The organism is Paenibacillus sp. sgz302115 (assembly GCF_056120445.1).
In genome coordinates, this window is sequence record NZ_JBVYOK010000001.1 from 859,971 (window position 1) to 883,078 (window position 23,108).

The 23,108-nt window shown below is 51.4% G+C and carries 22 protein-coding genes; 7 read left to right on the plus strand and 15 right to left on the minus strand.

Translation table 11 applies throughout. The annotated features are described in order from the left end of the window. Nucleotides 1-246: 246 nt before the first annotated feature. From AC0LWN_RS03935 to AC0LWN_RS03970, 8 genes are all read right to left on the minus strand, one after another. Nucleotides 247-2,202 (minus strand): putative amidoligase domain-containing protein, encoded by a 1,956-nt coding sequence (locus AC0LWN_RS03935; RefSeq protein WP_474663295.1) that lies wholly within the window; start codon nt 2,200-2,202, stop codon nt 247-249. Nucleotides 2,203-2,451: 249 nt separating this feature from the next. After that, nucleotides 2,452-3,009: an outer spore coat protein CotE gene (locus AC0LWN_RS03940; protein ID WP_458962458.1), complete on the minus strand. Its 558-nt coding sequence runs from the start codon at nt 3,007-3,009 to the stop codon at nt 2,452-2,454. A gap of 183 nt (nt 3,010-3,192) precedes the next feature. Further along, nucleotides 3,193-4,215, minus strand: coding sequence for an HD-GYP domain-containing protein (locus AC0LWN_RS03945; protein ID WP_019910663.1), 1,023 nt, complete (start codon nt 4,213-4,215; stop codon nt 3,193-3,195). Between the two features lie 214 nt (nt 4,216-4,429). Further along, nucleotides 4,430-5,419, minus strand: coding sequence for an aromatic acid exporter family protein (locus tag AC0LWN_RS03950; RefSeq protein WP_474663296.1), 990 nt, complete (start codon nt 5,417-5,419; stop codon nt 4,430-4,432). A gap of 137 nt (nt 5,420-5,556) precedes the next feature. Continuing rightward, nucleotides 5,557-6,393 (minus strand): ABC transporter permease, encoded by an 837-nt coding sequence (locus tag AC0LWN_RS03955; RefSeq protein WP_458962461.1) that lies wholly within the window; start codon nt 6,391-6,393, stop codon nt 5,557-5,559. Next, the gene (locus tag AC0LWN_RS03960; protein WP_474663297.1) at nt 6,390-7,169 is read right to left on the minus strand and encodes an ABC transporter ATP-binding protein; all 780 of its coding nucleotides are present in this window, start codon (nt 7,167-7,169) and stop codon (nt 6,390-6,392) included. The genes AC0LWN_RS03955 and AC0LWN_RS03960 overlap by 4 nt, the downstream gene beginning before the upstream one ends. 273 nt (nt 7,170-7,442) lie before the next feature. Then, a complete protein-coding gene (locus tag AC0LWN_RS03965) occupies nt 7,443-8,450 on the minus strand; it encodes an ABC transporter substrate-binding protein (protein WP_474663298.1) in 1,008 nt (335 codons plus the stop codon). Between the two features lie 427 nt (nt 8,451-8,877). Then, nucleotides 8,878-9,375, minus strand: coding sequence for a hypothetical protein (locus tag AC0LWN_RS03970; RefSeq protein ID WP_474663299.1), 498 nt, complete (start codon nt 9,373-9,375; stop codon nt 8,878-8,880). A gap of 297 nt (nt 9,376-9,672) precedes the next feature. Here AC0LWN_RS03970 and AC0LWN_RS03975 point away from each other — a divergent pair, with 297 nt between their 5' ends. Together AC0LWN_RS03975 and AC0LWN_RS03980 are read left to right on the plus strand one after the other, a co-directional pair. Continuing rightward, nucleotides 9,673-9,912: a hypothetical protein gene (locus AC0LWN_RS03975; RefSeq protein ID WP_019910652.1), complete on the plus strand. Its 240-nt coding sequence runs from the start codon at nt 9,673-9,675 to the stop codon at nt 9,910-9,912. Nucleotides 9,913-10,039: 127 nt separating this feature from the next. Continuing rightward, nucleotides 10,040-10,666: an FMN-dependent NADH-azoreductase gene (locus AC0LWN_RS03980; protein ID WP_474663300.1), complete on the plus strand. Its 627-nt coding sequence runs from the start codon at nt 10,040-10,042 to the stop codon at nt 10,664-10,666. Between the two features lie 419 nt (nt 10,667-11,085). Here AC0LWN_RS03980 and rsgA read toward each other — a convergent pair whose 3' ends face one another. The 4 genes from rsgA to AC0LWN_RS04000 all read right to left on the minus strand — a co-directional run bounded on the left by rsgA (nt 11,086) and on the right by AC0LWN_RS04000 (nt 14,720). Beyond that, entirely contained in the window at nt 11,086-12,177 is a 1,092-nt protein-coding gene (gene rsgA, locus AC0LWN_RS03985; RefSeq protein WP_474663301.1) for a ribosome small subunit-dependent GTPase A, read from the minus strand. Between the two features lie 510 nt (nt 12,178-12,687). Further along, nucleotides 12,688-13,359: an HAD family hydrolase gene (locus tag AC0LWN_RS03990; RefSeq protein WP_474663302.1), complete on the minus strand. Its 672-nt coding sequence runs from the start codon at nt 13,357-13,359 to the stop codon at nt 12,688-12,690. A 187-nt stretch (nt 13,360-13,546) separates the two neighbouring features. Next, nucleotides 13,547-14,002: a DUF3939 domain-containing protein gene (locus AC0LWN_RS03995; RefSeq protein ID WP_474663303.1), complete on the minus strand. Its 456-nt coding sequence runs from the start codon at nt 14,000-14,002 to the stop codon at nt 13,547-13,549. Between the two features lie 121 nt (nt 14,003-14,123). After that, complete coding sequence (locus tag AC0LWN_RS04000; protein WP_474663304.1) at nt 14,124-14,720, minus strand: DUF2087 domain-containing protein; 597 nt, start codon at nt 14,718-14,720, stop codon at nt 14,124-14,126. Between the two features lie 194 nt (nt 14,721-14,914). Between AC0LWN_RS04000 and AC0LWN_RS04005 the strand changes: the two genes are divergently transcribed. Then, nucleotides 14,915-15,898 carry a YpdA family putative bacillithiol disulfide reductase gene (locus AC0LWN_RS04005; protein ID WP_474663305.1) on the plus strand — a complete coding sequence of 328 codons (984 nt, stop codon included), beginning with the start codon at nt 14,915-14,917 and terminating at the stop codon, nt 15,896-15,898. Nucleotides 15,899-15,936: 38 nt separating this feature from the next. After that, nucleotides 15,937-16,380, plus strand: a complete 444-nt coding sequence (locus tag AC0LWN_RS04010) for a DUF441 domain-containing protein (protein ID WP_474663306.1) — start codon at nt 15,937-15,939, stop codon at nt 16,378-16,380. Nucleotides 16,381-16,466: 86 nt separating this feature from the next. On the opposite strand, the gene AC0LWN_RS04015 is transcribed toward AC0LWN_RS04010, so the two are convergent. Beyond that, nucleotides 16,467-17,036, minus strand: coding sequence for a hypothetical protein (locus tag AC0LWN_RS04015; RefSeq protein ID WP_474663307.1), 570 nt, complete (start codon nt 17,034-17,036; stop codon nt 16,467-16,469). Next, nucleotides 17,033-17,452: a MerR family transcriptional regulator gene (locus tag AC0LWN_RS04020; protein WP_474663308.1), complete on the minus strand. Its 420-nt coding sequence runs from the start codon at nt 17,450-17,452 to the stop codon at nt 17,033-17,035. The genes AC0LWN_RS04015 and AC0LWN_RS04020 overlap by 4 nt, the downstream gene beginning before the upstream one ends. Nucleotides 17,453-17,654: 202 nt before the next feature. Between AC0LWN_RS04020 and AC0LWN_RS04025 the strand changes: the two genes are divergently transcribed. Then, entirely contained in the window at nt 17,655-18,170 is a 516-nt protein-coding gene (locus AC0LWN_RS04025) for a hypothetical protein (RefSeq protein ID WP_019910642.1), read from the plus strand. 116 nt (nt 18,171-18,286) lie between these two features. Here the strand turns inward: AC0LWN_RS04025 and AC0LWN_RS04030 are convergent, their stop codons facing one another. Continuing rightward, entirely contained in the window at nt 18,287-18,604 is a 318-nt protein-coding gene (locus AC0LWN_RS04030; RefSeq protein ID WP_474663309.1) for a HesB/YadR/YfhF family protein, read from the minus strand. Nucleotides 18,605-19,136: 532 nt separating this feature from the next. On the opposite strand from AC0LWN_RS04030, the gene AC0LWN_RS04035 reads away from it, so the two are divergent. Then, nucleotides 19,137-20,885, plus strand: coding sequence for an ABC transporter ATP-binding protein (locus AC0LWN_RS04035; RefSeq protein ID WP_474663310.1), 1,749 nt, complete (start codon nt 19,137-19,139; stop codon nt 20,883-20,885). 66 nt (nt 20,886-20,951) lie between these two features. After that, complete coding sequence (locus tag AC0LWN_RS04040; protein ID WP_474663311.1) at nt 20,952-23,042, plus strand: ABC transporter ATP-binding protein; 2,091 nt, start codon at nt 20,952-20,954, stop codon at nt 23,040-23,042. Nucleotides 23,043-23,108 lie beyond the last annotated feature (66 nt).

Sequence of the window (23,108 nt, forward strand, 5' to 3'; positions counted from 1 at the left end):
AATAACTCAGTTTTGCCATTATTTCTGCGCACCCCAACAGCCACGGGCCAATAACGGTATTTTAACTGTTATTTATGATTGCTTCCTCAACCTAATACTTCTCCTTATTTTCCTACTTTTAGTTTCGTAAGCGCGCGGCTTGAATAGGCAGCCTTTAGACGTAGTATTGACGCTGGAGGCGTAGTGATTCCATGTTGTACAAAGTTAAGCCTGAGTCAAAAAAAGCTTACTGTGCAGCCAAGTCAATCATGGATGATTATCGCTGCACCACAGCTCCCGGATGTCGCGGGATTCATCCCAGGTCTGTCCCGCGGCAATGCCGCGAAGCAGCGGCTCTATGTAGCGCGCGGCCTGCGCATAGCCGGGCAGCGCACGAAGCTGTGCCGCCAGCGGCAGGAACGCGGCGCGCAGCGGGGGCTTGTCGCCGCTGTAGTAGGCGGCGTGCAGGTCTTCCCGGTCGAGCGGACGCAGGGTCAGGTCTTCATAACGGCTCACAATCAGGTGAGCCAGGAAGACCGCCCCTTTCGCGATGACCGGGGACACCAGGAAGCTCGGCAAGGTCCGGTATTCAAAGCCGCCATGCGGCTGAATACGGAAATCGCCGAGCACCCCGTATCTCGGACGCCGGGCCGAGGCCCTGGCGTCCTCCAGCAGCAGCAGCGGCAGCGCGAGATAGTTGTCGAGCGCGCGCAACAGCGGCGCCGTCAGCGTCACGCCGCTGAAGTGCAGGTGGCCGCCGAGGGCCCAGCCCCGCAGCGGCATGCCTCCCGCCCGCCAGCTCAGCGAGCGGTCGGCAATGAGCCGGTCCGCCGTGCGTGCGGCGGACATTAGCTGCGCCAGCAGCGCGCGCGGTTCTCCGCGCGGCGCAGGGCGCAGCTCGGCGACCGGGAACGCGCCGCGCGTTCCCGGAGGTCCGGCGTCGCAGCCGGCGACGCCGTCCAGGGGCAGGTACCGCGACGCCGGCACGACGCGGCCCGTGGACTCCCGGAGCAGGAGGAACTCCGGGTCCATGCCCATAAGCAGCCCGGGTCGGCCGGGCTGCTCCAATGCAAGGGCGCGGCCTAGCGCCAGCGCAGCCGCCTGGTAAGGCGCGGGCAGCGGTTGTCCAGCCGCTGCCCGCAGCGGAGTGACCGCCGCCACAATGTAGCGCCGCTCCCCCATCGCCTTGAGCAATACATCACCGCTGTCCAGGCCCAGGCTGTACAGCGCACGAACAGCTATACCTTGCATAATCTTTGCCGTACCACGCCGCTCACCAACATACCCAACTCTCGCCGTCGTCCCCTCCTCCACTTCTCCCCCTACGCTTACCCTGGAACTATTCTCCACCCCGGCTCCTCCGCGAGCTTTAATCCCCATCACCCCACGCCGCTCACCAGCATACCCAACTCTCGCCGTCCCCTCCTCCACTTCTCCCCCTACGCTTTCCCAAGGACTGTCCTCTCCCCCGGTTCCTCCGCAAGCTTTAATCCCCGTCATCCCGCGCCACTCACCGGCATTCCCGGCTCTCGCCGTCCCCTCCTCCACTTCTCCCCCTACGCTTTCCCCAGGACTGTCCTCTCCCCCAGCTCCTCCGCGAGCTTTAATCCCCGTCACCCCACGCCACTCACCAGCATTCCCGGCTCTCGCCGTCCCCTCCTCCACTTCTCCCCCTACGCTTACCCTGGGACTGCTCTCCACCCCGGCTCTATCGCGAGCTGTAATCCCCGCCGCCACTCGGCCCTCGCCAGAGTACACAACTCTCTCCGTCCCTTCCTCCGCTTGCTCCCCTTCGCTTACCCTGGAACTGTTCTCCACCCCGGCTCCTCCGCGAACTTTAATCCCCGTCATCCCCCGCCGCTCACCGACATCCCCAACTCTCTCCGTCCCCTCCACAGCCTCCCTTACACTTCCCCTTAAGCCGTTCTGTACCCCAGCCCTTGCACGCCCCCTGCTTTCGCTTGGGCCGCTGCGGGCTGTTAAAGCCGCGGCTTGCATGGCCGCTCCTGTTCCCAGCGGCAGAATCTCAAGCACAGAAAGCCCGAGAACACGAATGCGATAGCATTGTCTATAATTACCCGTAGCCGGATTACTTCCATATGTAGCAATCTCATTTGCACCTTTACCAGCCGGAGTCAATGAAGCTTCCAGTCCGCTTCGGCGCAATCTATTCTCCCGCTGCTTAAATGATAGCTCTCTATATGTCTCATACCCCTCATTCATTAACCCGCCTCCTCCCGGCTGGAGCATGGCAAGCCGACTGCCGCGCTCTCTGCAGCTATTTAATTCATCTTATATAACCTCTGCCCTGATAATCCCCATTCTGCCGTTACCCTTACCATTTCAGCTTCCCCGCGCCCATTTTTCAAAAAAAATAAAAAAGGAGGGCATTCGCCCTCTCACCGCCGCCACAACTACATATAATGGACTATAACCCACCCGATATTCAGCCGGCGGCGGTGCATCCCTTCCTTACAGCTCATCATCCAGGGCGTCGGGGTCGAGATCATCGTAATCGAAGCTTTCACCGTCAAAATCAAAATCCTTGTCTTCCGGATCATCGCTTTGATCAGTGACATACACACGGACTTTGGTCTCAGCCACCAATTCCGCCTCGAATTCCCGTTCTACGCGGAGTGTCACACTGCCGCCGCCCGGTGATACGCCTGCTTCCACGCAATTAGGCTCCTGCGTTGCCTCCGCAGAGACCTCAACCGTGGAAGCACGGTGTCTCGGGTCCAGATACGACAGCGGAATAAGCTCCACATAGGAGACCGTTTCCTTGGCTACCTCGGTCTGCTTGTTTTTGTCGTACGAGTACCAGATGTTTACATCATAAGTACCAATTACTTCGATTCCGTTCCCGGCGGCAACCGCTTCATACTGGTGGTTGATAATCCAAGCCCCCAGAATACTCGTCGGATGGTGTGGCGGAGTCACGGTATGGGTTGCTGTAGAGAACTTACGACCTTTGCCGCAAATTGCCTTCGTAATGATCTCCCTTGTCTGACGTTTATGGCTTAATGACATCTTTGAACCTCCTCCATACAATCATTCACTATCAAGTGTATGCACGTTCTGGGCATTTGTTGATTGTTAGAGTAGAAATAAATTTGGGTAAGCCCTCCAAGAGCCTTAGCATTAGATTCAGTAGTAAAATATGATATGCGCCAAAAAGCCCCCGCAGAATCTGCAGGGGCCTGAAGTGTTAAGTTATTGCGGAAGCACCCGCACAATTCCCAGCTTTCTATGCTTGCTGAGATCAATGAAATCCTCGCCGATATTCACCAGCGGATGAAGCGGATCGTGGGCCAGAATCATGATGATTTTCCCGACCCTGCCGTCCGTCAGCACCACATCGTTGCCTATCATCGACTGCATTAGCTTATTGATAAAGACCCTGCAAATATATGGATCAAGCTTGCCGTAGACATTTTCCTCCATCTGCGTAAGCACCTCATAGAGCGGTGCGGCCGAACGGTAATAACGGTCCGAGGTCATCGCATGAAAAATATCCGCGACGGCAACGATTTTACTGAAATCGGTAATCCGGTGTCCCAGTACGCCGAACGGATATCCGCTGCCGTCCAGTCTTTCGTGATGCTGCAGTGCAACGAGCGCTTGCATGTGGGTTGTGCCTACCGTGTCCCTGATCATCTCATAGCCAAGGGTGGTATGCTTCTTCATTACCTCAAACTCTTCAGTATCCAGCGGACCCGGCTTCGTCAGGATTTCCGCTGGAATCATAATCTTCCCGATGTCGTGCAGCGTTGCGGCAGTGGTCAGCATGCTGAGCTCCTCCGGCTTCATCTTGAGCCACTTGCCGAGAAGTGTTGACAATATCCCCACCGCGACATTATGTCTGTATGTATAATCATCTTTTGTCTGCAGCGCAGCCAGGATTCCATAGAAATCGTTCTTTTCGCTTACCTGCTGGATGAAGGGGATTACTTCATTTCTTAGCTCAAGCATCGGCAGCCGTTTGCTCTTGGTATAACGGAACTCTTCGAAAATATGCTCCATCGCCTCTGTACATTCATCTACGGCGAGCTGATAGAAGGCTGCACTGTCAAGCTGTATCACGTCATGAGGCTCCAGAATAATCCGGTGCTGGGTGATTAACCGGACATGCTCCGAGTTCAGTAGCGTCATTGCCGGCAGCACAAATACACCGCTGCGATTGAAGAGGTTGTCTGCGAGCTGTTTGCCAATATATTGTTCATTGCCGTTGTTCACTGATTTCACCTGCCAGTGCAGAATTCACAGCTTGTGAATTAGCTGCTGTAATTGGGATATGGCCCTTCCATTTATAATGATAATACAGAGTACACCTGCGTACCTGAACATAAAATGAACACAGCATTAATAAACCGTTCACTTTTTGTTCATACATATCATATCGTGATTTCTCACTTAAATGTTAATACCTGCTCCTTATTTACAACCCTGCTTATGAATTTCCTTTTGTCGTCAAGGACCGTTTCACCGGCTTACTATCGACCGGCATTTTATACCTTTTGGCGATATTCAGATACAGCGAGAGCTCGCGGCATAGCTGCAAAATCGCGGAACGGACCTCGAATTCCTCACGGGTTTCCGGCAGCTCCATTCCCTGGAATTCCTGCTCAAGCCCGTCCAGCAGCTTCTCCGTCCGGCCTGTATATTCTTCGGCCAGCACATCGTTGCTAAGCTGATCGAACAGGTCCGCGACCATGTCACCGTGCGGCAATTGGCGGTAGACCTGCGAGAGAAGCTGCATCATATTCTGGATCGACTCCAGTTGCTCCTTGCGCATATAGAAGTAGACATTCCAGGCTTCATCCGGGTGAATGACATGATTCTCCATTTCCCTTGAAGCCGCCGTTAGGCCACGCTGCACCGCCTGGTTTGCACCAATCAGCTCTTTGCCGTCCCATAAATACCCCGGATCACGCAGAGTAACCGCCATTTGCGTAAAAATAACGGAAAAATAGCCGTCTACCTCTTTGCGGATTGCCGCAATAACCCCGCCCGTCTGCGGCATATAGATCAGATTGACTAGTCCGGCCGACCCGAGTCCGATCAGCAGCAGCTCAATCTGCTGCAGCAGAACATGCACGGACAGCTCAGCTTGTCCAAACACACGGAAGACGATAACCGAGCTGGTGACAATGCCCTCCTTATAGCCTGATTTTACGATCATGGGAAATCCGATCAGCACATACAGACCCAGCACCCAATAATGGAAGCCGAGGGTAAAGAACAGAATACAGCCGAAAAAGAGTCCCACAAGCGATGCGAGAAAACGCGCCGTAATCGTGCGGAGACTCCTTTTGCGGGTGGTTTCCACACCCAGAATCGCCAGCAGCCCGGCACTTTGCGCGTTGGGAATGCCCACAGCGGCTGCCAGCAGGATGGACAGCAGCGTCGCGGCCGCTGTTTTGATAACCCGAAATCCCATGTAAATACCTCTCCTTGCAAGCTTTGTAAATCGTTTTCGCGTGAAATAGCAGGTTAAAAACATAATGACTGTTTTGTTCAGATGAAGCTATAGTCATGGTACAAGATTTTGCAGGGCTGCACAATATGACATCATTCTCATCTTCTCGACAAAAGCAGCTTCTCCACATACACCACCAGTTGATACATGCCAGTAGCCACAGCAGCAATAATTAACAGGCTGGACATGACTAGTGTGAAATTGAACACCTGGAAGCCATAAATAATCAAATATCCCAGCCCGGTTTTTGCGGCCAAAAACTCACCCACAATAACACCTACCCAGGACATGCCAACATTCACTTTCAGTGTGGAGACAATGGCCGGAAAAGAAGCCGGCAGAATCACCTTGCTGAATTCCTGTACCCGCGAGGCTCCAAAGGACCTGACCACTTTCACAAGATTGGGGTCTACACTGCAGAAGCTGTTATAAACTACAAGCGTTGTAATGATAACGGTAATGGACAATGTTGTGACAACAATCGCCGTAAAACCCGCGCCGAACATCACGATAAAAATCGGGCCCAATGCCACCTTCGGCATACTGTTAAATACGACCATATAGGGATCAAGCACCGCAGATAAAAAAGGCGACCACCAAATAATGACGGCCAGCAGCGTACCAAGCAATGTACCAAGCACAAATCCGACCACCGTCTCACCGACCGTCATGCCCAGATGCGGCCACAGACTTCCGCTGACCATGTCTCCCCAAATCTGGCGGAAGACCTTCGTCGGATAGCTGAACAGCAGCTCATCCAGCCAGCCCAGCCTGGCTCCTGCTTCCCACAGAACAAAGAACAGCACCAGCAGACTGCCGCGTACAGCATTAACCCTGCTTCGCCAGCGCCGCTTTTTCTTCCGGTATTCTCCGTGCTTCTCTTCCAGCCATAACGCACGGGAGGCTGCCAACTCAATTTGCTCGACGGATTTCATAAGCCTTCCCTCCCTGCCAGCTCCATTTCCTTCCATACTTCATGAAAAAGCTCTGCGAACCCCGGCAAGTCACGTGCATACAATGGGGGCGTGCGGCGAATCGCTTCGGGAACTGTAAAAATTTTGCGGATCTTCCCCGGATTCCGCTGCAGCAGGATCACCCGGCTGCTGACCGCTATCGCCTCGGACAAATCATGGGTGACAAGAATCGCCGTAGTCCCGCGGCTGCGCAAAGTCTCCGATACCAGATCCTCAAGCTGTAGCTTGATCTGGTAATCCAGAGCGGAAAAAGGCTCATCCAGCAGCAGCAGCCCCGGATTCGTAGCAAGCGTCCGCACCAGTGCCACCCGCTGGCGCATGCCGCCCGACAACTGGGACGGTAAGGCCTGCTCCTTGCCCGCAAGCCCCATCTCCTCCAGCAGCTTTAGAGTCTTCTTCCTTGAGATTTCGTTCAGACTGCCGGTCAGCTCAAGTCCCAGCAGCGCATTATCCAATATCGTCCGCCAGGGAAAAAGATAATCCTGCTGCAGCATGTACCCCACCTCTGGAGAGGGGCCTTCAATTGTGCGTCCGCTCACAAGCACTTCACCGCGCGAGGGCCGCAGCAGTCCGGCAATGATCGACAGGAGCGTAGTTTTGCCGCAGCCGCTGGGTCCAACCAGGCTGACGAACTCGCCCTTTTCAACGTTTAGACTGAAGCTCTCAATGGCAAGCGACGCCTCGCGGTCCCCCAGATAGGCATGCGTCACTTCCTTTAACTGCACAATGGGAAGCATATCGCCCCTCCTAAAAGTTTTATGGAGCATAACATCATTGAGATTCTTCGCAATAAAACTCGCTTCGTAAGCATCCGCCTAGTTTTGTTAGCATAGACTTCCGTGAACTACTTCGGCAAAACTCACTTCGTAAGCATTCACTTAAGTTTTATGGAGCATAACATCATTGAGATTCTTCGCAATAAAACTCGCTTCGTAAGCATCCGCCTAGTTTTGTTAGCATAGACTTCCGTGAACTACTCCGGCAAAACTCGCTTCGTAAGCATTCGTCACTCACTTTACGCTGGCTTCGGCTTTTTCGGCAAAGCTGTTGTTGACAATCTTCCCTTCGGGAATACGTTCCTTCAGTTCACCAGCGTTCTCAATGACATCCAGAAGATTGTTCCACTCTTTATAGTCCACAACCGGGTTCACTGCATACGTATCCTGCTCCTTATATCGCTTAACCGAAGAGACTACGATTTCCCGGTCCGTCTTATCAAAATATGGAAGAATCGCATCAGCAATCTCCTCCGGGCTGTGCTCCTTTACCCAAAGCTGCGCCCGCTGGATCGCATTGGTGAATTTCTGCACGGTATCGCCGTTTTTACTAATGTAGCTATCCTTCGACATAAAGACTGTATAAGGCAGATAGCCGCTCTCTACACCGAAAGAAGCAACCACCTGGCCGCGTCCCTCACGTTCAAAGATGGAGGCTGTCGGTTCAAAGAGCTGCACATAATCGCCTGTTCCAGAGGCAAAGGCTCCGGCGATATTGGCAAAGTCGATATTTTGAATCAAGGTAAGGTCCTTTTCCGTGTCAATGCCCTTTTGCAGGAGAGTGAACGCACCGGCCATTTGCGGCATCCCGCCTTTTCTTTGGCCGAGGAAGGTGCTCCCCTTCAATTTGTCCCAATTAAAATTGGCATCGGCTTTTCGGGCGAACAGGAACGTGCCGTCCCGCTGCGTTAGCTGGGCAAAATTAATAACCGGATCATCCGTCCCCTGCTGGTAGACATAAATGGAAGTTTCCGAGCCGACAAGCGCCACATCAATCGCTCCTGAGAGCAGTGCCGTCATTGTTTTATCGCCGCCCGGAATCGTCTGCAGCTCCACATCCAGCCCCTCATCCTTGAAGAAATTCTGCGTAAGTGCCACATATTCGGGCGCGTAAAAGACAGAACGGGTAACTTCACCAACTTTCACCTTTACCGCCGCCGAATCTCCGCCGCAGCCGGCGAGCACCGAAACACACAGGGTGAAGATCATGAGCGACAATGATATTTTTTTCCTGGACTTCATCCTTCATTCTCCTTTCTTCCGGGTCTTTCGCCCTTGCTAAAAGCATATGCGAATGCCTACAGAAAGGTTAATTGACATGATGTGCAACGTTTGCACAAGATCTACGCTCTATACTGCGTAACTTCTACGAAGGATGATTTGGGCAATAGGGAATCTTGCAGGGGAAGTCTTGGGGGCAGTTGCAGAACAAGCCGGAGCATGCCAAAATGGGCGCGTCCATGCTGCTGACCCTGCCCGGAAATCCTTGTATTTTATTATGGAGAGAAGATTGGGATGCTTGGCACCAGGCCGGATGAAGGCACCTGGGAGCCTATGCGCTGGACGGCGGATGAAGCCGCTGCCGGTCAAACCACCTGAGAGCCTGGCAGTCCGTTACTATGCTCCGGCAACGAAGGAGTTGTGGCCTACGAACGACTCACACTCCTCCCTATTTCACTGTAAGCATTACCCAATTGTAAAAGATGGAGCATAGATGCGCCCTTGTCAGCGGTACGGCAATGATCCAATCTTCTGATGCCTCGCAGCTGACACGCACCAGCCAGCCGCCAGTGGCATCTTCCATAAAAGAAACCTGCTGCAGCTTCCACACTCCCTCATGGCGTGAGCATAGCTTCAGCTCTCCCTCTGCAATACGGCTCTTCATCACCTTAGCCAGCTTTGCGGAGTACTCCTGATCCCCTGTTTCGGCAGTCAGGCATTGAGACAAAAAAAACAAAGTATAAGTGCCGGCTTTATTCTTCAGCTCCTCATATTTTCGTTTCGACATTAGTAAAGCAGGAGCGTCCGAAAGGTCGGTGTCTGTAAGATCAAAGGAGCAATTCAGCAAATAATAACAGGCACGCCGAATCTCATCGGGCTCCTTTAGCTTAATGCTGAAGGTGTCCGCTTCTTTTATGCTGGTAATTTGAAGTCTATCCCTGTGCACTTGAAGGCATATATCCTGAACGTACTTCCCCTCATTAAACTTTACCCGGCATATCCGTTCTGGGGCAGCTCTTTTCAGCACATCTCTTATTTTCTTATCTCCTGATATTTCAGGAAACAGAAAATGCGCTAAATATCCCTCATCTTTATTGTTCACATCAATGTTTCCTTCCCGGAAAGAGGCTTCAAGCTATAAAACTTGTAATCTTTATGTTATCATAAGCTAATTTTAAGGTAAAATTAAGAAACAAGAGGTAAGATCAATACCATGAAAGACTTGTAGCGAGGTGATTGTTAAATGAGAATGCTCATTACATTTCAGAACAAGACAGTACCTGTGTACATCACTACAGAAAATAAACAGCCTACCCAAAAAGTACTTCGATTGCTTAACAGCACGCTGGAGCTCAAAATTCAAAAAGGCAAAAGCGCTCTGCAAAAATGTCTGAATTCTCTGATTAGTATCGAAATTAAAGGCTCTGAAGCTATATTGCACAGTTACAGTGAAAATGATTCATTGGCGCTATCCCTCTACTAGAGGGATAGTTTTTTTGTAAGCACCACCCGTACATCAAAAAATTTAAGCAAAGGATATTTACAAACAAAAAAGCTAATGCTATATTATTTATAGTTAATAAATATTATACACCTAAGGAGAATTTATAATGTCTAATGTCCTTTTTATCAAAGCAAATAACCGTCCAGCAGAACAAGCTGTAAGTGTTCAGCTGTACAATGAATTTTTGGCAAGCTACAAGGCATCCCATCCTCAGGACACAGTTACCGAATTGGACCTGTTCGCTGAACAGCTTCCTTACTATGACAACACACTGATTACTGGTATGTACAAAGCAGCTCAAGGCTACGAAGCTACTCCTGAAGAAGCTGCCGGTGCTGCAACTGTTAAAAAATATGTGGATCAATTCCTGGCTGCTGACAAGGTAGTCTTTGGTTTCCCGCTGTGGAACTTGACTGTTCCAGCAGTACTGCATACTTACATTGACTACTTGAGCCAGGCTGGTATTACCTTTAAATACACTGCTGAAGGCCCAGTTGGTCTGGTAACTGACAAAAAAGCAGTTATCCTGAACGCCAGAGGCGGCGTTTATTCCGAAGGTCCGGCTGCAAGTATTGAAATGGCGGTTAACTTTGTTGCCGGCATGCTGAACTTCTGGGGCTTCAAGAATGTTGAGCAGGTAATCATCGAAGGCCACAATGCGAACCCGCAGCAATCTGCTGAAATCATTGCCAATGGCTTGCAACTGGCAAAAACTACAGCAGCATCGTTCTAAAACACAACCCGTGTTAAAAGTCCGGTAATTTATTTAGATATCCGCACTTTTACTGAGACATCTGTTATCAAGCATTATCCAGACTTTTATTTATATATAGGCAGCGGCCTCTCCCGGAAGCCGCTGCCAGACAGTAAAGAGGGTCTCCTACAGCCATTTACAGGCTGTCTGGAGACCCTCTTTATAATTTCATGCTATATAAATTGAACTATAGATTTTCATCATTGGGGTCTGGTCGTAACTGCGGGGAATGTTTGGACTTCCGGCCGCTGTTGTCTGCAGATTTCTTGATTGTTACCGCTCTTCGCGGTGGAAATCCGCAGACAAAGGCGGTCGCTACCGCTCCTCCAGTTCCAAACTTCCCCTCCGTCACTTCGGCCCTTTTATATTTTCTTTAGTTCAATTTATATAGTTCACTGTCAATATTCTTCCAGTTCTCTGCGCCAGCTTGTATCCCTGGTACGGGAGCCTCCTGCCTTCGTTGCAGAAGACGCAGTTTTACGCTTCTGCTTCTCCTCTTTGCTGCTCTGGTACAGCAGCTCCTTCTGGGTTTTACGGTAATTCAGCAGCCGCTTCTCATCCAGCACTCCGGCGGCTACCGCCTCCAAAACAGCGCAGCCTTCCTCGCGCACATGGCTGCAGTCGCTGAACCGGCATTCGGCTGCAAGACTGCTGATATCGCCGAAGGCCAGGTCGAGACCGCCCTCGTCTTCCCACAGCTGTAGCTCACGCATTCCGGGAGTATCCACAATAATGCCGCCGTCCGGCAGAACGAACAGCTCCCGGTGCGTGGTTGTATGCCGTCCCCGGCTGTCCCCTTCTCTAACATCCTGGGTAAGCTGGAGGTTCTGTCCGCTGAGCCAGTTGACCATCGTCGATTTGCCGCAGCCTGAGGAGCCGGTCAGAGCCACCGTCTGTCCGTAGCCAATGTAAGGCAGCAGCTCTTCCCTCCCGTCGCCAAGCAGTGCGCTGACTGCGTGTATGGCAACCCCTGGAGCTACCCGTTCCATCTCGGAGATTTTGGCCTCAGCATCGGAGCATAAATCCGCTTTGGTCAGCAGAATTACCGGGTTCGCCCCGCTGTTCCACGCCATGATCAGGTATCTCTCCATCCGCCGGACATTAAAATCATCGTTCAAGGCACTTACCAGGAATAGGGTATCCACATTGGAGGCAACGATCTGCTCATCCCATGTATTCCCGGCTACTTTCCGCGAGATCACGCTGTGCCGGGGCAGCACACCGTGAATGACGGCGTGCTCACCGCCATCCTGCATCGCCAGCACAACCCAGTCTCCAATCGCCGGATATTCACCGGAATCGGACATGGTATGCCGGAGCTTGCCTGCCAGCTCTCCCCAAGTCTCTCCCGTCTCCGCCATCACGCGGTATTTGCTGCCAAAGTCGCCGACAATTCTGCCGGGCACAAGCTCCCTGCCTTTCTCATTCTGGAGCTGTTCATTCCATTTGTGTTGCCATTCTTCATTCCAGCCATATTGTTCAATTGTCATTTAGATCCTCCTGAAAGTTGTCTTCTCAGTTCCTGCCGTTCCATTCTTCCATTACACGTATTTCCGGGAACACAAAAAGCCGCCGGAACGATTCGTTCCGGCGGCGATTCTCACAGAGCCTCTCCTCTGCCAATGAGCAAAAAGGACAAGCTCTGTAAAAACATATACGGAATAGCACAATCTCTCCTAGCCGGAGAGACCGGGTTTTCCGTGCGCGATACAGACACAGCAAAAGCTAACGCTGAAATTACAAGTGTCCTGTTCACGCAAAAAAGCCGCCGGAACCGATACGGTTCCCGGCGGCTCTAAAAGGCATCATAGAGCTTACCCGCTAAGCTGCATTCATTCTTACTCTACAGCCGCTGTTCCCGGAAGACACGTATCATGATCAGTAATTACAGATAACGAAATAACCGTATAAACTGCCATTAACATCGTCTCCTTCCGAACTAATATGCTGTAATGATAAACGGAGCTGCAGCAGAATGTCAACCAGAAATTAGAAACCGGTTATAAAATACCCTTCAGCTCGTCCAGCTCATGGATCGTTTTCCACGGGTGTGCGTCCAGACTCTCATCCCATGAGTGCTTGCGTTCCAGCCAGATGGTTTCCATCCCTGCTTTGGCCGCTCCCCAAATATCGTTCACCGGATGATCGCCGATAAACAGCGTCTCCTCTGCGGTTGTACCGAGGCGCTCAAGCGCAAGGCGGTAGATCTCCGGATCAGGCTTGCTGATGCCCACTTCCCCGGAAATAACAATAGTGTTGAAGTAGCCGCGCAGCTTCAGCAGGTCGATTTTGCCATATTGAATCTCCGTCTTGCCGTTGGTCACAAGCCCGAGCAGGTAGCCGCGTTCCCGGCAATAGCCCAGTATGTCCTCGGCATGCTTCATGAGCGCTCCGTGCCCGTTGTAGGTTTCGTCATAATATGCCCGGATATCCGCCGGAGAGACCGCTGTCTTCCAAGGCAGCACCTCGCTCAGCTCAGCGAAAAAACCATCCTTGTCGCGGTATCCGTCCGCATCCCTGACAATGATATCCTCGACCAGATGCTGAGTCTCAGCCGGCCCCAAGTGCCCGAAGAAATCCGCGGCAAATTTCATGCAGAAGCTGCGGAAGGTATGGTCGCGGTCCATTAGCGTGTTGTCCAGATCAAACAGCAAAGCTTGTACGTTTCTCATTCCAAGTTCCCCTCATACACTGGTTTTCGTTCCGTAATTCATCAGAAATTCATTGTACTATGAGGGGTTGCATTAAGAAAAGGGCCAGCCGGACAACAAGTAGAAACGGCTACACTGTCCTTAAAAGGACGGTACCCGTTTCAGCGGGAAATATAAGGATAACGTTCAGTGTGAAACATATACTTTCTTACTCAAAATGATCCGCCCGATGTGTCAGCATCATTTCCTCCTCTGTGATGTACAGGGGAAAAGGCGGTGTTTCCTTCAGGTACCGCTCGCTGGCCAGCAGCCGGTAATGCACCTCTGGCAGCCAGGCATCCTCAACCAGCGGGAGCTTGCCCGTATCTTGGATGTAATTGTCTACAGCCGATTGAACGATATCCAGATAAAAAGGGACCAGCTTGTCAGCTTCCTCGAATATTTCAAACGTTTCACGGGACATGTAGAACTTCTGCTTCGGTACACCGCCTAAATAACGTTTCAGCCGGCTCAGATCTATGCTTTTATCCTCCAAAATCAGAGCCGTGCGGTTGATGGGTGCGGGCATATCTTCTTCAAATTGCCTTACAGCCTGCTTGATCTGCGGCAAGGTAACGGTGGGAGCAGCGGGTGACGTATTTTTTTTGGCGCGCTTGAATATCATACTGAAAGTCTCCTTTCGAAGTATATGTCAGATAACGCTTACAATTCCATTTTATTCGTTATTCAGACATTTAATCAGCTTGCCTTCCATTCGTCACAGAAAATTCCCATTTTTAAGACTATTATTTGACATTTTCCCAGTGCGTCCATATCTCCGGCGGATTCAGCTCATATTTATCATTCTGCCGGTACATGAATTGATGCATAATGAATTCGCGGCGGATGGTGGCAAAGTCTTCATGAAACTGCTTAATAAATTCGTTGATCTCTTTTTCCGTGTACACGAGACCCGGTTCGAGCTTCTCCACCATATATTCCAGCGCGATCAGCTTCTTCTTGTATTGTGCGGGGATTTGCCGCAGCCGGCCGTCTTTAGCGAAAAAGTTCCGCAGCACCGACTCCTTCAGACTGTGTTCAGGCGATTCTTGTTCCATATTCTCTGCCCCCTTGGCAAAAATAAATTTCAGTGATGCCTCCGAAGAGGCCTCGATAAACTCTGGATTAAGCGTAAAATAGACCGTATTCTTGTCTCTCCGCTCTTTGATCAGCGCGGCTTCGCGCAATTTGGCGGCATGATGCGTTACAGTGGGCTGCGACAGATTCAGTTTCTCGGCCAAGGCCTGTCCGTGCATCTCTCCTTTGGATAACAGCAGCAGAATACGCATGCGCGTCGGATCGGACAAAGCTTTATGGTAATTGACAATTTTCTCAAGCTGCACCGGGGTCACTCTCCTATACATGATCAAACGGAATTTACGGCTTCTCAATATGTTTAGATATATATCTAATTATAAACCATTCAATGAATACGGGCAATAGGATTGGCTCAGATTCCCCGGATGAATGGCGCAAATTTAAAATTTAGGGTACGCTTTAGAGAGAATGCAGATTATTTCAGGAGGTTGCAAGCTGTATGAAAGACGTCATCATCATCGGGGCGGGTCCCTGCGGACTATCGGCAGCCATAGAATGCCAGCGCCAGGGGTTATCCAGTCTAATCATCGAGAAAAATTTCATTGTCCACTCGATCTATTTGTATCCGAACAATATGCAGTTTTTCAGTACAACCGCGCTGCTCGAAATCGGGAATGTCCCCTTTACTTCACCCAATGACAAACCGTACCGCCATGAAGCGCTTGTCTATTACCGCCGCGCCGCCGAGCAGCATAACCTTGAGATCGCGGCATACGAGGAAGCCTTGTCTGTTCAGCCTCAGGAGGATGGAAGCTTTGCCGTACATACCCGGAACAAACGCGGCGAAGCCCAGATCCGCACAGCCGCCAACGTGATCATCTCTACAGGCTACTTTGATCAGCCCAATCTGATTGGGATTTCAGGGGAGGAGCTGCCAAAGGTAACACATTACTTCGGGGAAGCCCATCCCTACACCGGTATGAAGGTTACTGTAATCGGCGGGAGCAATTCCGCTGTGGATGCCGCGCTTGAGCTGATTCGGGTCGGTGCCAAAGTGGATATGGTATACCGGGGGGCCAGCATCTCGGAGAACATCAAGCCCTGGGTCCGTCCGATCTTTGAGAGCATGGTCCAGAAGGAAAAAATTACACTGCACGTAGAATCGCGGGTAACGGAAATCACACTGGGGTCCGTAATTGTCACTAACCAAAGCGGCGAGGTCTCTGAGCTTGATAATGATTTTGTGCTGGCGTTGACCGGCTTCCGTCCAAGCAGAACCCTGCTCTCCTCAGCCGGAGTGCAGATGAACGATGATCTGGATAAACCATCCTTCAACCCATCGACGATGGAGAGCAATGTTCCCGGGCTTTATGTAGCCGGCGTTATCGCCTCCGGACGCAATGCCAATGAGGTATTCATCGAAACCGGCCGGGGACACGGCAAGCTGATTGCCGACCATATCACTGCGAAACGTCTGTCCTGAAATACAAGAGTATAGAGAAAAAGGAGTGTGTCGCCATCATGGATGTTACCTCTTTGCTGCTGCTTGGTTTTGCCGCTCTGGGGATTATCAGCAAAAATTCACCGGTAACGATTGCCGTCATTGTTCTGCTGCTGCTGCGGGTGCTTGGGGTGCAGCAGGCTTTTCCCTGGCTGGAAAAGTACGGGCTGACGGTCGGCATTATCATTCTGACCATCGGGGTAATGTCACCTCTGGCCAGCGGTAAAATATCGCTGCCAATCATCTGGCAGTCCTTCCTGCACTGGAAGTCGCTGACCGCTATCGGCATCGGTATGCTTGTCGCTTACCTTGGCGGGCGGGGAGCAGTGTTGATCGGCGGCAATCCAACCATCGTCGCCGGCCTCTTGATCGGCACAGTGCTGGGCGTAGCTTTCTTTAAGGGCGTTCCGGTGGGGCCGCTCATCGCAGCCGGCATCCTGTCGCTGCTGATCGGAAGAGGATAAGGTACAGCTCCGCTAAATAATGGCTGCAAAAGCGCTTGGATTCGAGCGTTATTGCAGCCTTTTTTTGCAGCATATAACTCAGGAATCTAGTTTCCCGTCCCCTCAACCCTATACTGCTTCTCCAGCTCCGAACGGTAGCAGGGATCATAACGTATCAGCTTGCCGGGCGTACAGTCGAGCATACCACTGTCTCTGTGATCCGCAGGATGCTGCGCCTTGAATCTGTGCCGCTGTTCTTTCACTTTGCTGACGACTTCCTCATCAATAATTGCCTGCTCCGCTTCCGCCGAATCTGCGTCCACAATTTTCAAAGGAACAATCCGCACACTCTCCCGATCCTCTCCGCTCTTCATCCTGCAGGACACGATAATGCCGAGTTCCGTCTCTCCGCAGCCTATCGGCTGAACCGTATAGATTTCCAGCAGCAGCTCATTCGAATACTGTGGCTGGTCGAGGATAATTTGGCCTTCAGTATCGGTGAAGCAATCACCGGCATTTCCGTCCCAGTAGACCCCTTGTGGAAGCTGCAGCCGGACTGAAGCACGCTCCACATCGTTGATTGGCCCGATTCTTATCCACAAATGATTGATCCCTTCTTCGTTCTCCAAGAAGGATTTGGCGAAGCGCGCTTCAGTCACGAATCCAACACCGCTCATAGCTTGTTCTCTCCTCTCAGCAGCCGGCCTATGGTCTCAATCATCTCTGATCTCAATTCAGCCGAGATTCGCGGACTCACCGTCAGCATGATGTCTTCGCTCACCACCAGCGTCTCATTCTGCAGAATATGCTCTGGCTGATAGAACCGCAGGCGTCCGCCAATGTTAGCGACTTCTTCGTCGGATAACCCCGACAGCTTGGTCTGAATATTCGCCAGGCTCTCCCCGCTTCTGGACAAGGTCTGAATAGCCCGCAAATACTCCAGATGCCGATCTGTATACACACGCTTGTTACCCGCCAGCTCCAGCGGCGGCAGCAGTCCAATTTGCGTATAATACCGTATAGTCCTCAAATTCATGTCCGCATCCTCCTGCTGGAGAAGTTCAGCCAGTTGTTTGCCGGTATAGATGTTCATCCGGTTCACCTCCTGTTATGATTAATAAATTCCATCGGATTTAAGTTACAGTTTAGTGTTATAGTTACAGTATAGTGTATCTATAAATATAAATCAATATTTCCGCTTTGACTGGGTACAGTTGACATTTACGCTCCACAGTGTTTTTATATTTTTAAACCCATAAGTACGATAGCAGTACCCGAACTTCAGGAGGATAATGATGTCCAGACAATTTGTGACAGAAGCCGTCATGATGGCGATTTACGGCCAGCTTCTTGTTCCGAGAAGCCCTGTAGAATATATTGTGCCTTATACCACCGTGATGGAATTATACGAACTGCGGGACAGCGACGAGCCTCTGATGAGCCATGCAGAGGACGACCAGCATGTGAAGCTCAAAATCCGCGAATTGATTGCCTATTTCGAGGAACCGCTGAATTCCAAGAAGATCAACCGCTGCCTGAACGTCCCTTGGGCCAAAAGCTCCGGGATTCTGCTCGGCAGCCAGGCACAGGTCACGATTATCAACAGCGTTGATAATGCCACATATGGAGAAACCTTCGACCCGATTGAGACAGAGCTGCTGCTCGCTTCACAGCGGGAGAAAGTACCGATTCTAACCGACCAGTTCGAGCTGATCCAGCGTATCATCGAAGGCGGTGTACCTGTTCAGGTGTATGATATTGACGATTTTGAATTTGCTATGGAGGAAGAAACCTTCCGCAGCTCGCACTAATGCTTCAGCATCCATACATGGTCCTGTTCCAGCTAACCAACCAACATAAAAAGCCCTGCCAAACTAATGGCGAGGGCTTTTGTGCTAAGTATGTGCTGATCCGCCTTGCGGCTGGATCACTCCTTCACACCGCCGGTTACCGGCTGCGGTTCATACGTATATTCGATATCATCCTCATCTTTGGAATACACAATGGACAGGCTGTACCCTTCCATATACCATAAATCCTGCTCTTCCATATAAAAAACAATGCCCCCCTGCTCAGCCTGCACAGCAGGACGGCCCGGCGGCTCGGTTGCGATTCCCAGCGAAAAACCGGGATGCAGTCCTCCGCCCGAGCTGTAACGGGGAAATAAGCGAATATAATCCCCTTGCTGCAAACTAAGCTCCCGCTTGAACCAGGCGGCGGCATCCGGGCTAATCAGCATATTCATCTTTCTAAGCACCTCCCGTTTTTCTTGATCCTGGTGAACATATGATGATATTTTAAATTGCAAATACATAATATATCATACAACTTATTTGCAGGTTATTCAAAATTACATTTGACAATTCTTGAAGCCGGGTGATAAACTCAAACACATAACGAAGCGTTTCAAGTTATTACCAAAATTAATGAAAGGGGTGAGCTCGGTGTTTAAAATTGTACCTATGTATTTCCTAACTATTGTCGGCAAGAAGTCACAACTGAATACCGAAGCAGCCCTAGTAGTGGAACCCTCCTGAGAATCATGCGTGTTACGCGTACCGTTTGATATCAGATCGTGCAAGTCTCTTCCATGTCACTGTGCTGCAATTAGCACCGTTGACATGATAGCTGCTGTAAATTACAGGCATATCGTCCGTTATCGGATGGTATGCCTTTTTGTTTGCCGCCTAGAACTTCCCACTAACATTGATGAGGCAAGTCAGTAATTCTCTGCAAGAAGCCGACAACCATTACAACATGAAAGGAAGGGATTCCCCTTGTTCTCCGTTCTTCGCAATCTCGGCTGGTTTTTCCGCCGCGAAAAAAAGCGTTATGCGATTGGCCTAATTCTGCTAATCGCTGCAGGTGTGCTTGAGCTGCTGCCTCCCCGCCTGCTTGGCAATGCCATTGATGACATCGTCAACGGTTCAATAACCACATCTTCACTGCTTATGTACATCGGCATGATTGTGTTCATGCTGCTGATCATCTATTGGGTCACTTACATATGGATGCACAAGCTGTTCGGAGGCTCTAACCTCGTGGAACGCCTCCTTCGTTCCCGCTTCATGAGCCGTCTGATGACGATGACGCCTTCGTTCTTCGAGCGCAACCGTACCGGCGACCTGATGGCCCGGGCCACCAATGACATCCGGGCCGTCTCGGCAACCGTAGGTTTCGGGATGCTCACACTTACGGATTCAACCTTTTATCTCACGGTAGTGCTGATGGCTATGGGCTTTCTGGTCAGTTGGAAGCTGACGCTTGCCGCCGTATTACCGCTGCCTCTGATCGCTATCGCGATGATTTTCTACGGTAAAGCAATTCATGACCGTTACAGTCTGGCACAGGACGCCTTCGGGGATATGAACGACCAGGTGCTGGAATCAGTGTCCGGTATCCGCGTCATCCGCGCCTATGTGCAGGAACGGCATGACGAGAAACGGTTTGCGGACATTACTGATGATGTATACCGCAAAAATATGGCCGTTGCCAAGGTCGATTCCTTTTTCGAGCCAACGATCCGGCTGTGCGTAGGGCTAAGCTACATTATCGCGCTCACCTACGGTATCTATCTTGTATTCCGCAATCAGATTACACTAGGGGACCTGGTCTCCTTCAATATGTATCTCGGGATGATTGTCTGGCCGATGTTCGCCATCGGCGAGCTGATCAACATCATGCAGCGTGGCGGCGCTTCTCTGGAGCGTATTGACGAAACGCTGAATTGCAAGCCCGATGTGGAGGATGTTCCGCATCCGACCCCGGTAACCTATCCGACCAGCATTGAACTGAAGGATGTTACCTTCCGGTATCCGACCTCGACGATTGACAACCTGAGCGGTGTCAGCTTCAAATTGTCCCAGGGGCAGACGCTGGGTGTGGTCGGCCGTACCGGCAGCGGTAAATCAACACTGCTGAAGCAGTTGCTCCATGAATATCCAACCGGTCAAGGTGATATTCTGATCTCCGATGTGGCGATTGAACAGATCGCGCTCGATCAGTTGCACAGTTGGGTGGGCTATGTGCCGCAGGAGCAGATCCTGTTCTCCAAATCCGTGCGCGAGAACATCCAGTTCGGACACTATCAAGCCAGCGACGAGAAGATCATGGAGGCTATCACGGCTGCTGCCTTCCAGAATGATCTTGGCACTTTGTCCGATGGTCTGGACACACTGGTCGGTGAGCGCGGCGTCTCCCTCTCCGGAGGACAGAAGCAGCGTGTATCCATCTCCAGAGCCTTTATCGCTAATCCCGATATTCTGATTCTGGATGATGCGCTGTCCGCCGTGGATGCCCGGACCGAAGCCAAAATTATAGAGAATATCCGTGAGGAACGCGCAGGCAAAACCACATTAATCTCCACCCACCGTCTTTCCGCCATCGAGCATGCCGATCTGATCGTCGTGCTGGACAATGGGCGTATCACTGAACGCGGCACCCATCAGGAGCTGCTGGAGATGAACGGCTGGTACCGTGAGCAGTTCGACCGCCAGCAGGTGGAGAATAACCTGACTAATGATTAATCAGCAGCTTAGCTGCGCCATGCTCCCCGGAATTAACATTCGGAATACCCTTTAGGAGGTGTCACTGTGACACAGAGTACAGGCAAACGCCTGCTGCAGTATGCTTTAACTGCCAAAAAAACGTTCATCGCAGCCCTTTTGCTGCTTAGCATTGGAGTGGCTGCCGAGCTCGCGGGACCATTTATCGCCAAGAACATGATCGACAATCATATGCTGGCTATCGAGAAGCCATACTTTCAGACTTCCTCGTCCGAGGATGCAGCTGAATATAACAATACCTTTTACAAACGCGGTGACCGCTTTGCACCGGATGAGGCCAAAGGCCAGGAGATTCGCCTGCTGCAGGCGGGTAAGAGCTTCTATTTCATCAATGAGCCGGTAGCGCAGCCCGAAGGCAAGCGGACCTACCGTGACGGAGCGCTGCATATCCAGCGCGGAGACCAAGAAGCCGTCTACCCCGCTGTAAAGCTGTCGGCAAATGATCTTTTTTCCTTTTACAAACCAGAATTGCCGGGAATTTATGAGCTTGTGGGCTTGTATGGACTGTTCCTTGTCATCTCTATCTTTGCCGAATTCGGTAAAACCTACTGGCTGCAATCCTCGGCCAATCAGGTAATCCGCAAGCTGCGAACAGATGTGTATGCGCATATCCAGCGGCTGCCGGTCCACTTTTTCGACAATTTGCCTGCGGGCAAGGTGGTTTCCCGGGTTACGAATGATACCGAAGCGGTCAAGGACCTGTTCATCGCCGTATTATCCAACTTCAGCACAGGGATTATCAATATTATCGGTGTCTATGTCGCCCTGTTCCTGCTGGACTTCCGGCTTGGTCTGGTCAGCTTGTTCATCATACCGATTGTTGTGCTCTGGATCGTGCTGTATCGCAAAATCGCGACCAAATACAATACGATCATCCGCTCGCGGCTTAGTGAGATCAATGCCATTATCAATGAATCCATTCAAGGGATGTCTATCATCCGTATTTTCCGCCGCCAGAAGCAGAGTACGGAGGAATTCGAGAAGCTTAACGACGATTATTTGAAGTATCAGAATAAAATGCTGAACCTGAACGCCTTTACCTCGCACAATCTGGTAAATGCGCTGCGCAGCCTCTCCTTTGTGCTCGTGCTGTGGTACTTCGGCTTTGGCAGTCTGGATGGCTCAACCTTCGTGTCACTCGGTGTGCTGTATGCCTTCGTCGATGTGCTGGGACGGATGTTCCAGCCGATTACAGGGATGGTCAACCAGCTCGCGAACCTCGACAGCTCCATGGTTTCTGCAGGACGCGTATTTACGCTGATGGACGAACCGGGCGAGCCGGTCACAGATGGAACCATGCCGCGTTACAAAGGGAATGTTGTGTTCAAGGATGTCTCTTTTGCTTATAAAAAAGACTTCGTCCTGCGGAACATCTCCTTCGAGGCACATCCGGGCGAGACCGTTGCTCTCGTCGGCCATACCGGCTCCGGGAAAAGCTCGATCATCAATCTTCTGTTCCGTTTCTATGATCCGCAGCGCGGCTCCATTACGATTGACGGCCAGGAGGTTACAGGAATACCGAAGCAATGGCTGCGCAGCCATATGGGTATTGTGCTGCAGGACCCATACCTCTTCACCGGTACCATTGCCTCCAACGTAAGTCTGGAAGACGAACGGATCTCACGCGAACGTGTTGAGCGGGCGCTGCGCGAGGTCGGCGCAGATAAATTGCTGTCCCATCTGCCTCAAGGTTTTGATGAGCCGGTTATCGAGAAAGGCAGCACGCTGTCGGCAGGCCAGCGCCAGCTGATATCATTTGCCAGAGCGTTGTCCTTCGATCCGGCGATTCTGATTCTGGATGAAGCTACCTCCAATATTGATACCGAAACGGAGAGTATTATTCAGAACGCGCTGGAGGTGCTCAAGAAAGGCCGCACCACCTTTATTATCGCGCACCGTCTGTCAACGATCCGCAGCGCAGACCAGATTCTGGTGCTGCATCACGGCGAAATTGTCGAGCGAGGCAGCCATGACGAACTGATGGCACTCGGCGGACGGTACTTCCGCATGTATCAGCTACAGCTCGGTGCTGGAGCTGGCGGCGGTTCGGAGCTTCCGCAGGCAGACCCGGTTCAACTGTCGGCAGCAGCTTTGCAGCCTTCAATTAATCAAGCATAAGACTTACCAAATCAGCCCCTGATGATATTAAATTTCATCAGGGGCTTTTACATGCTTGTGTAGGGA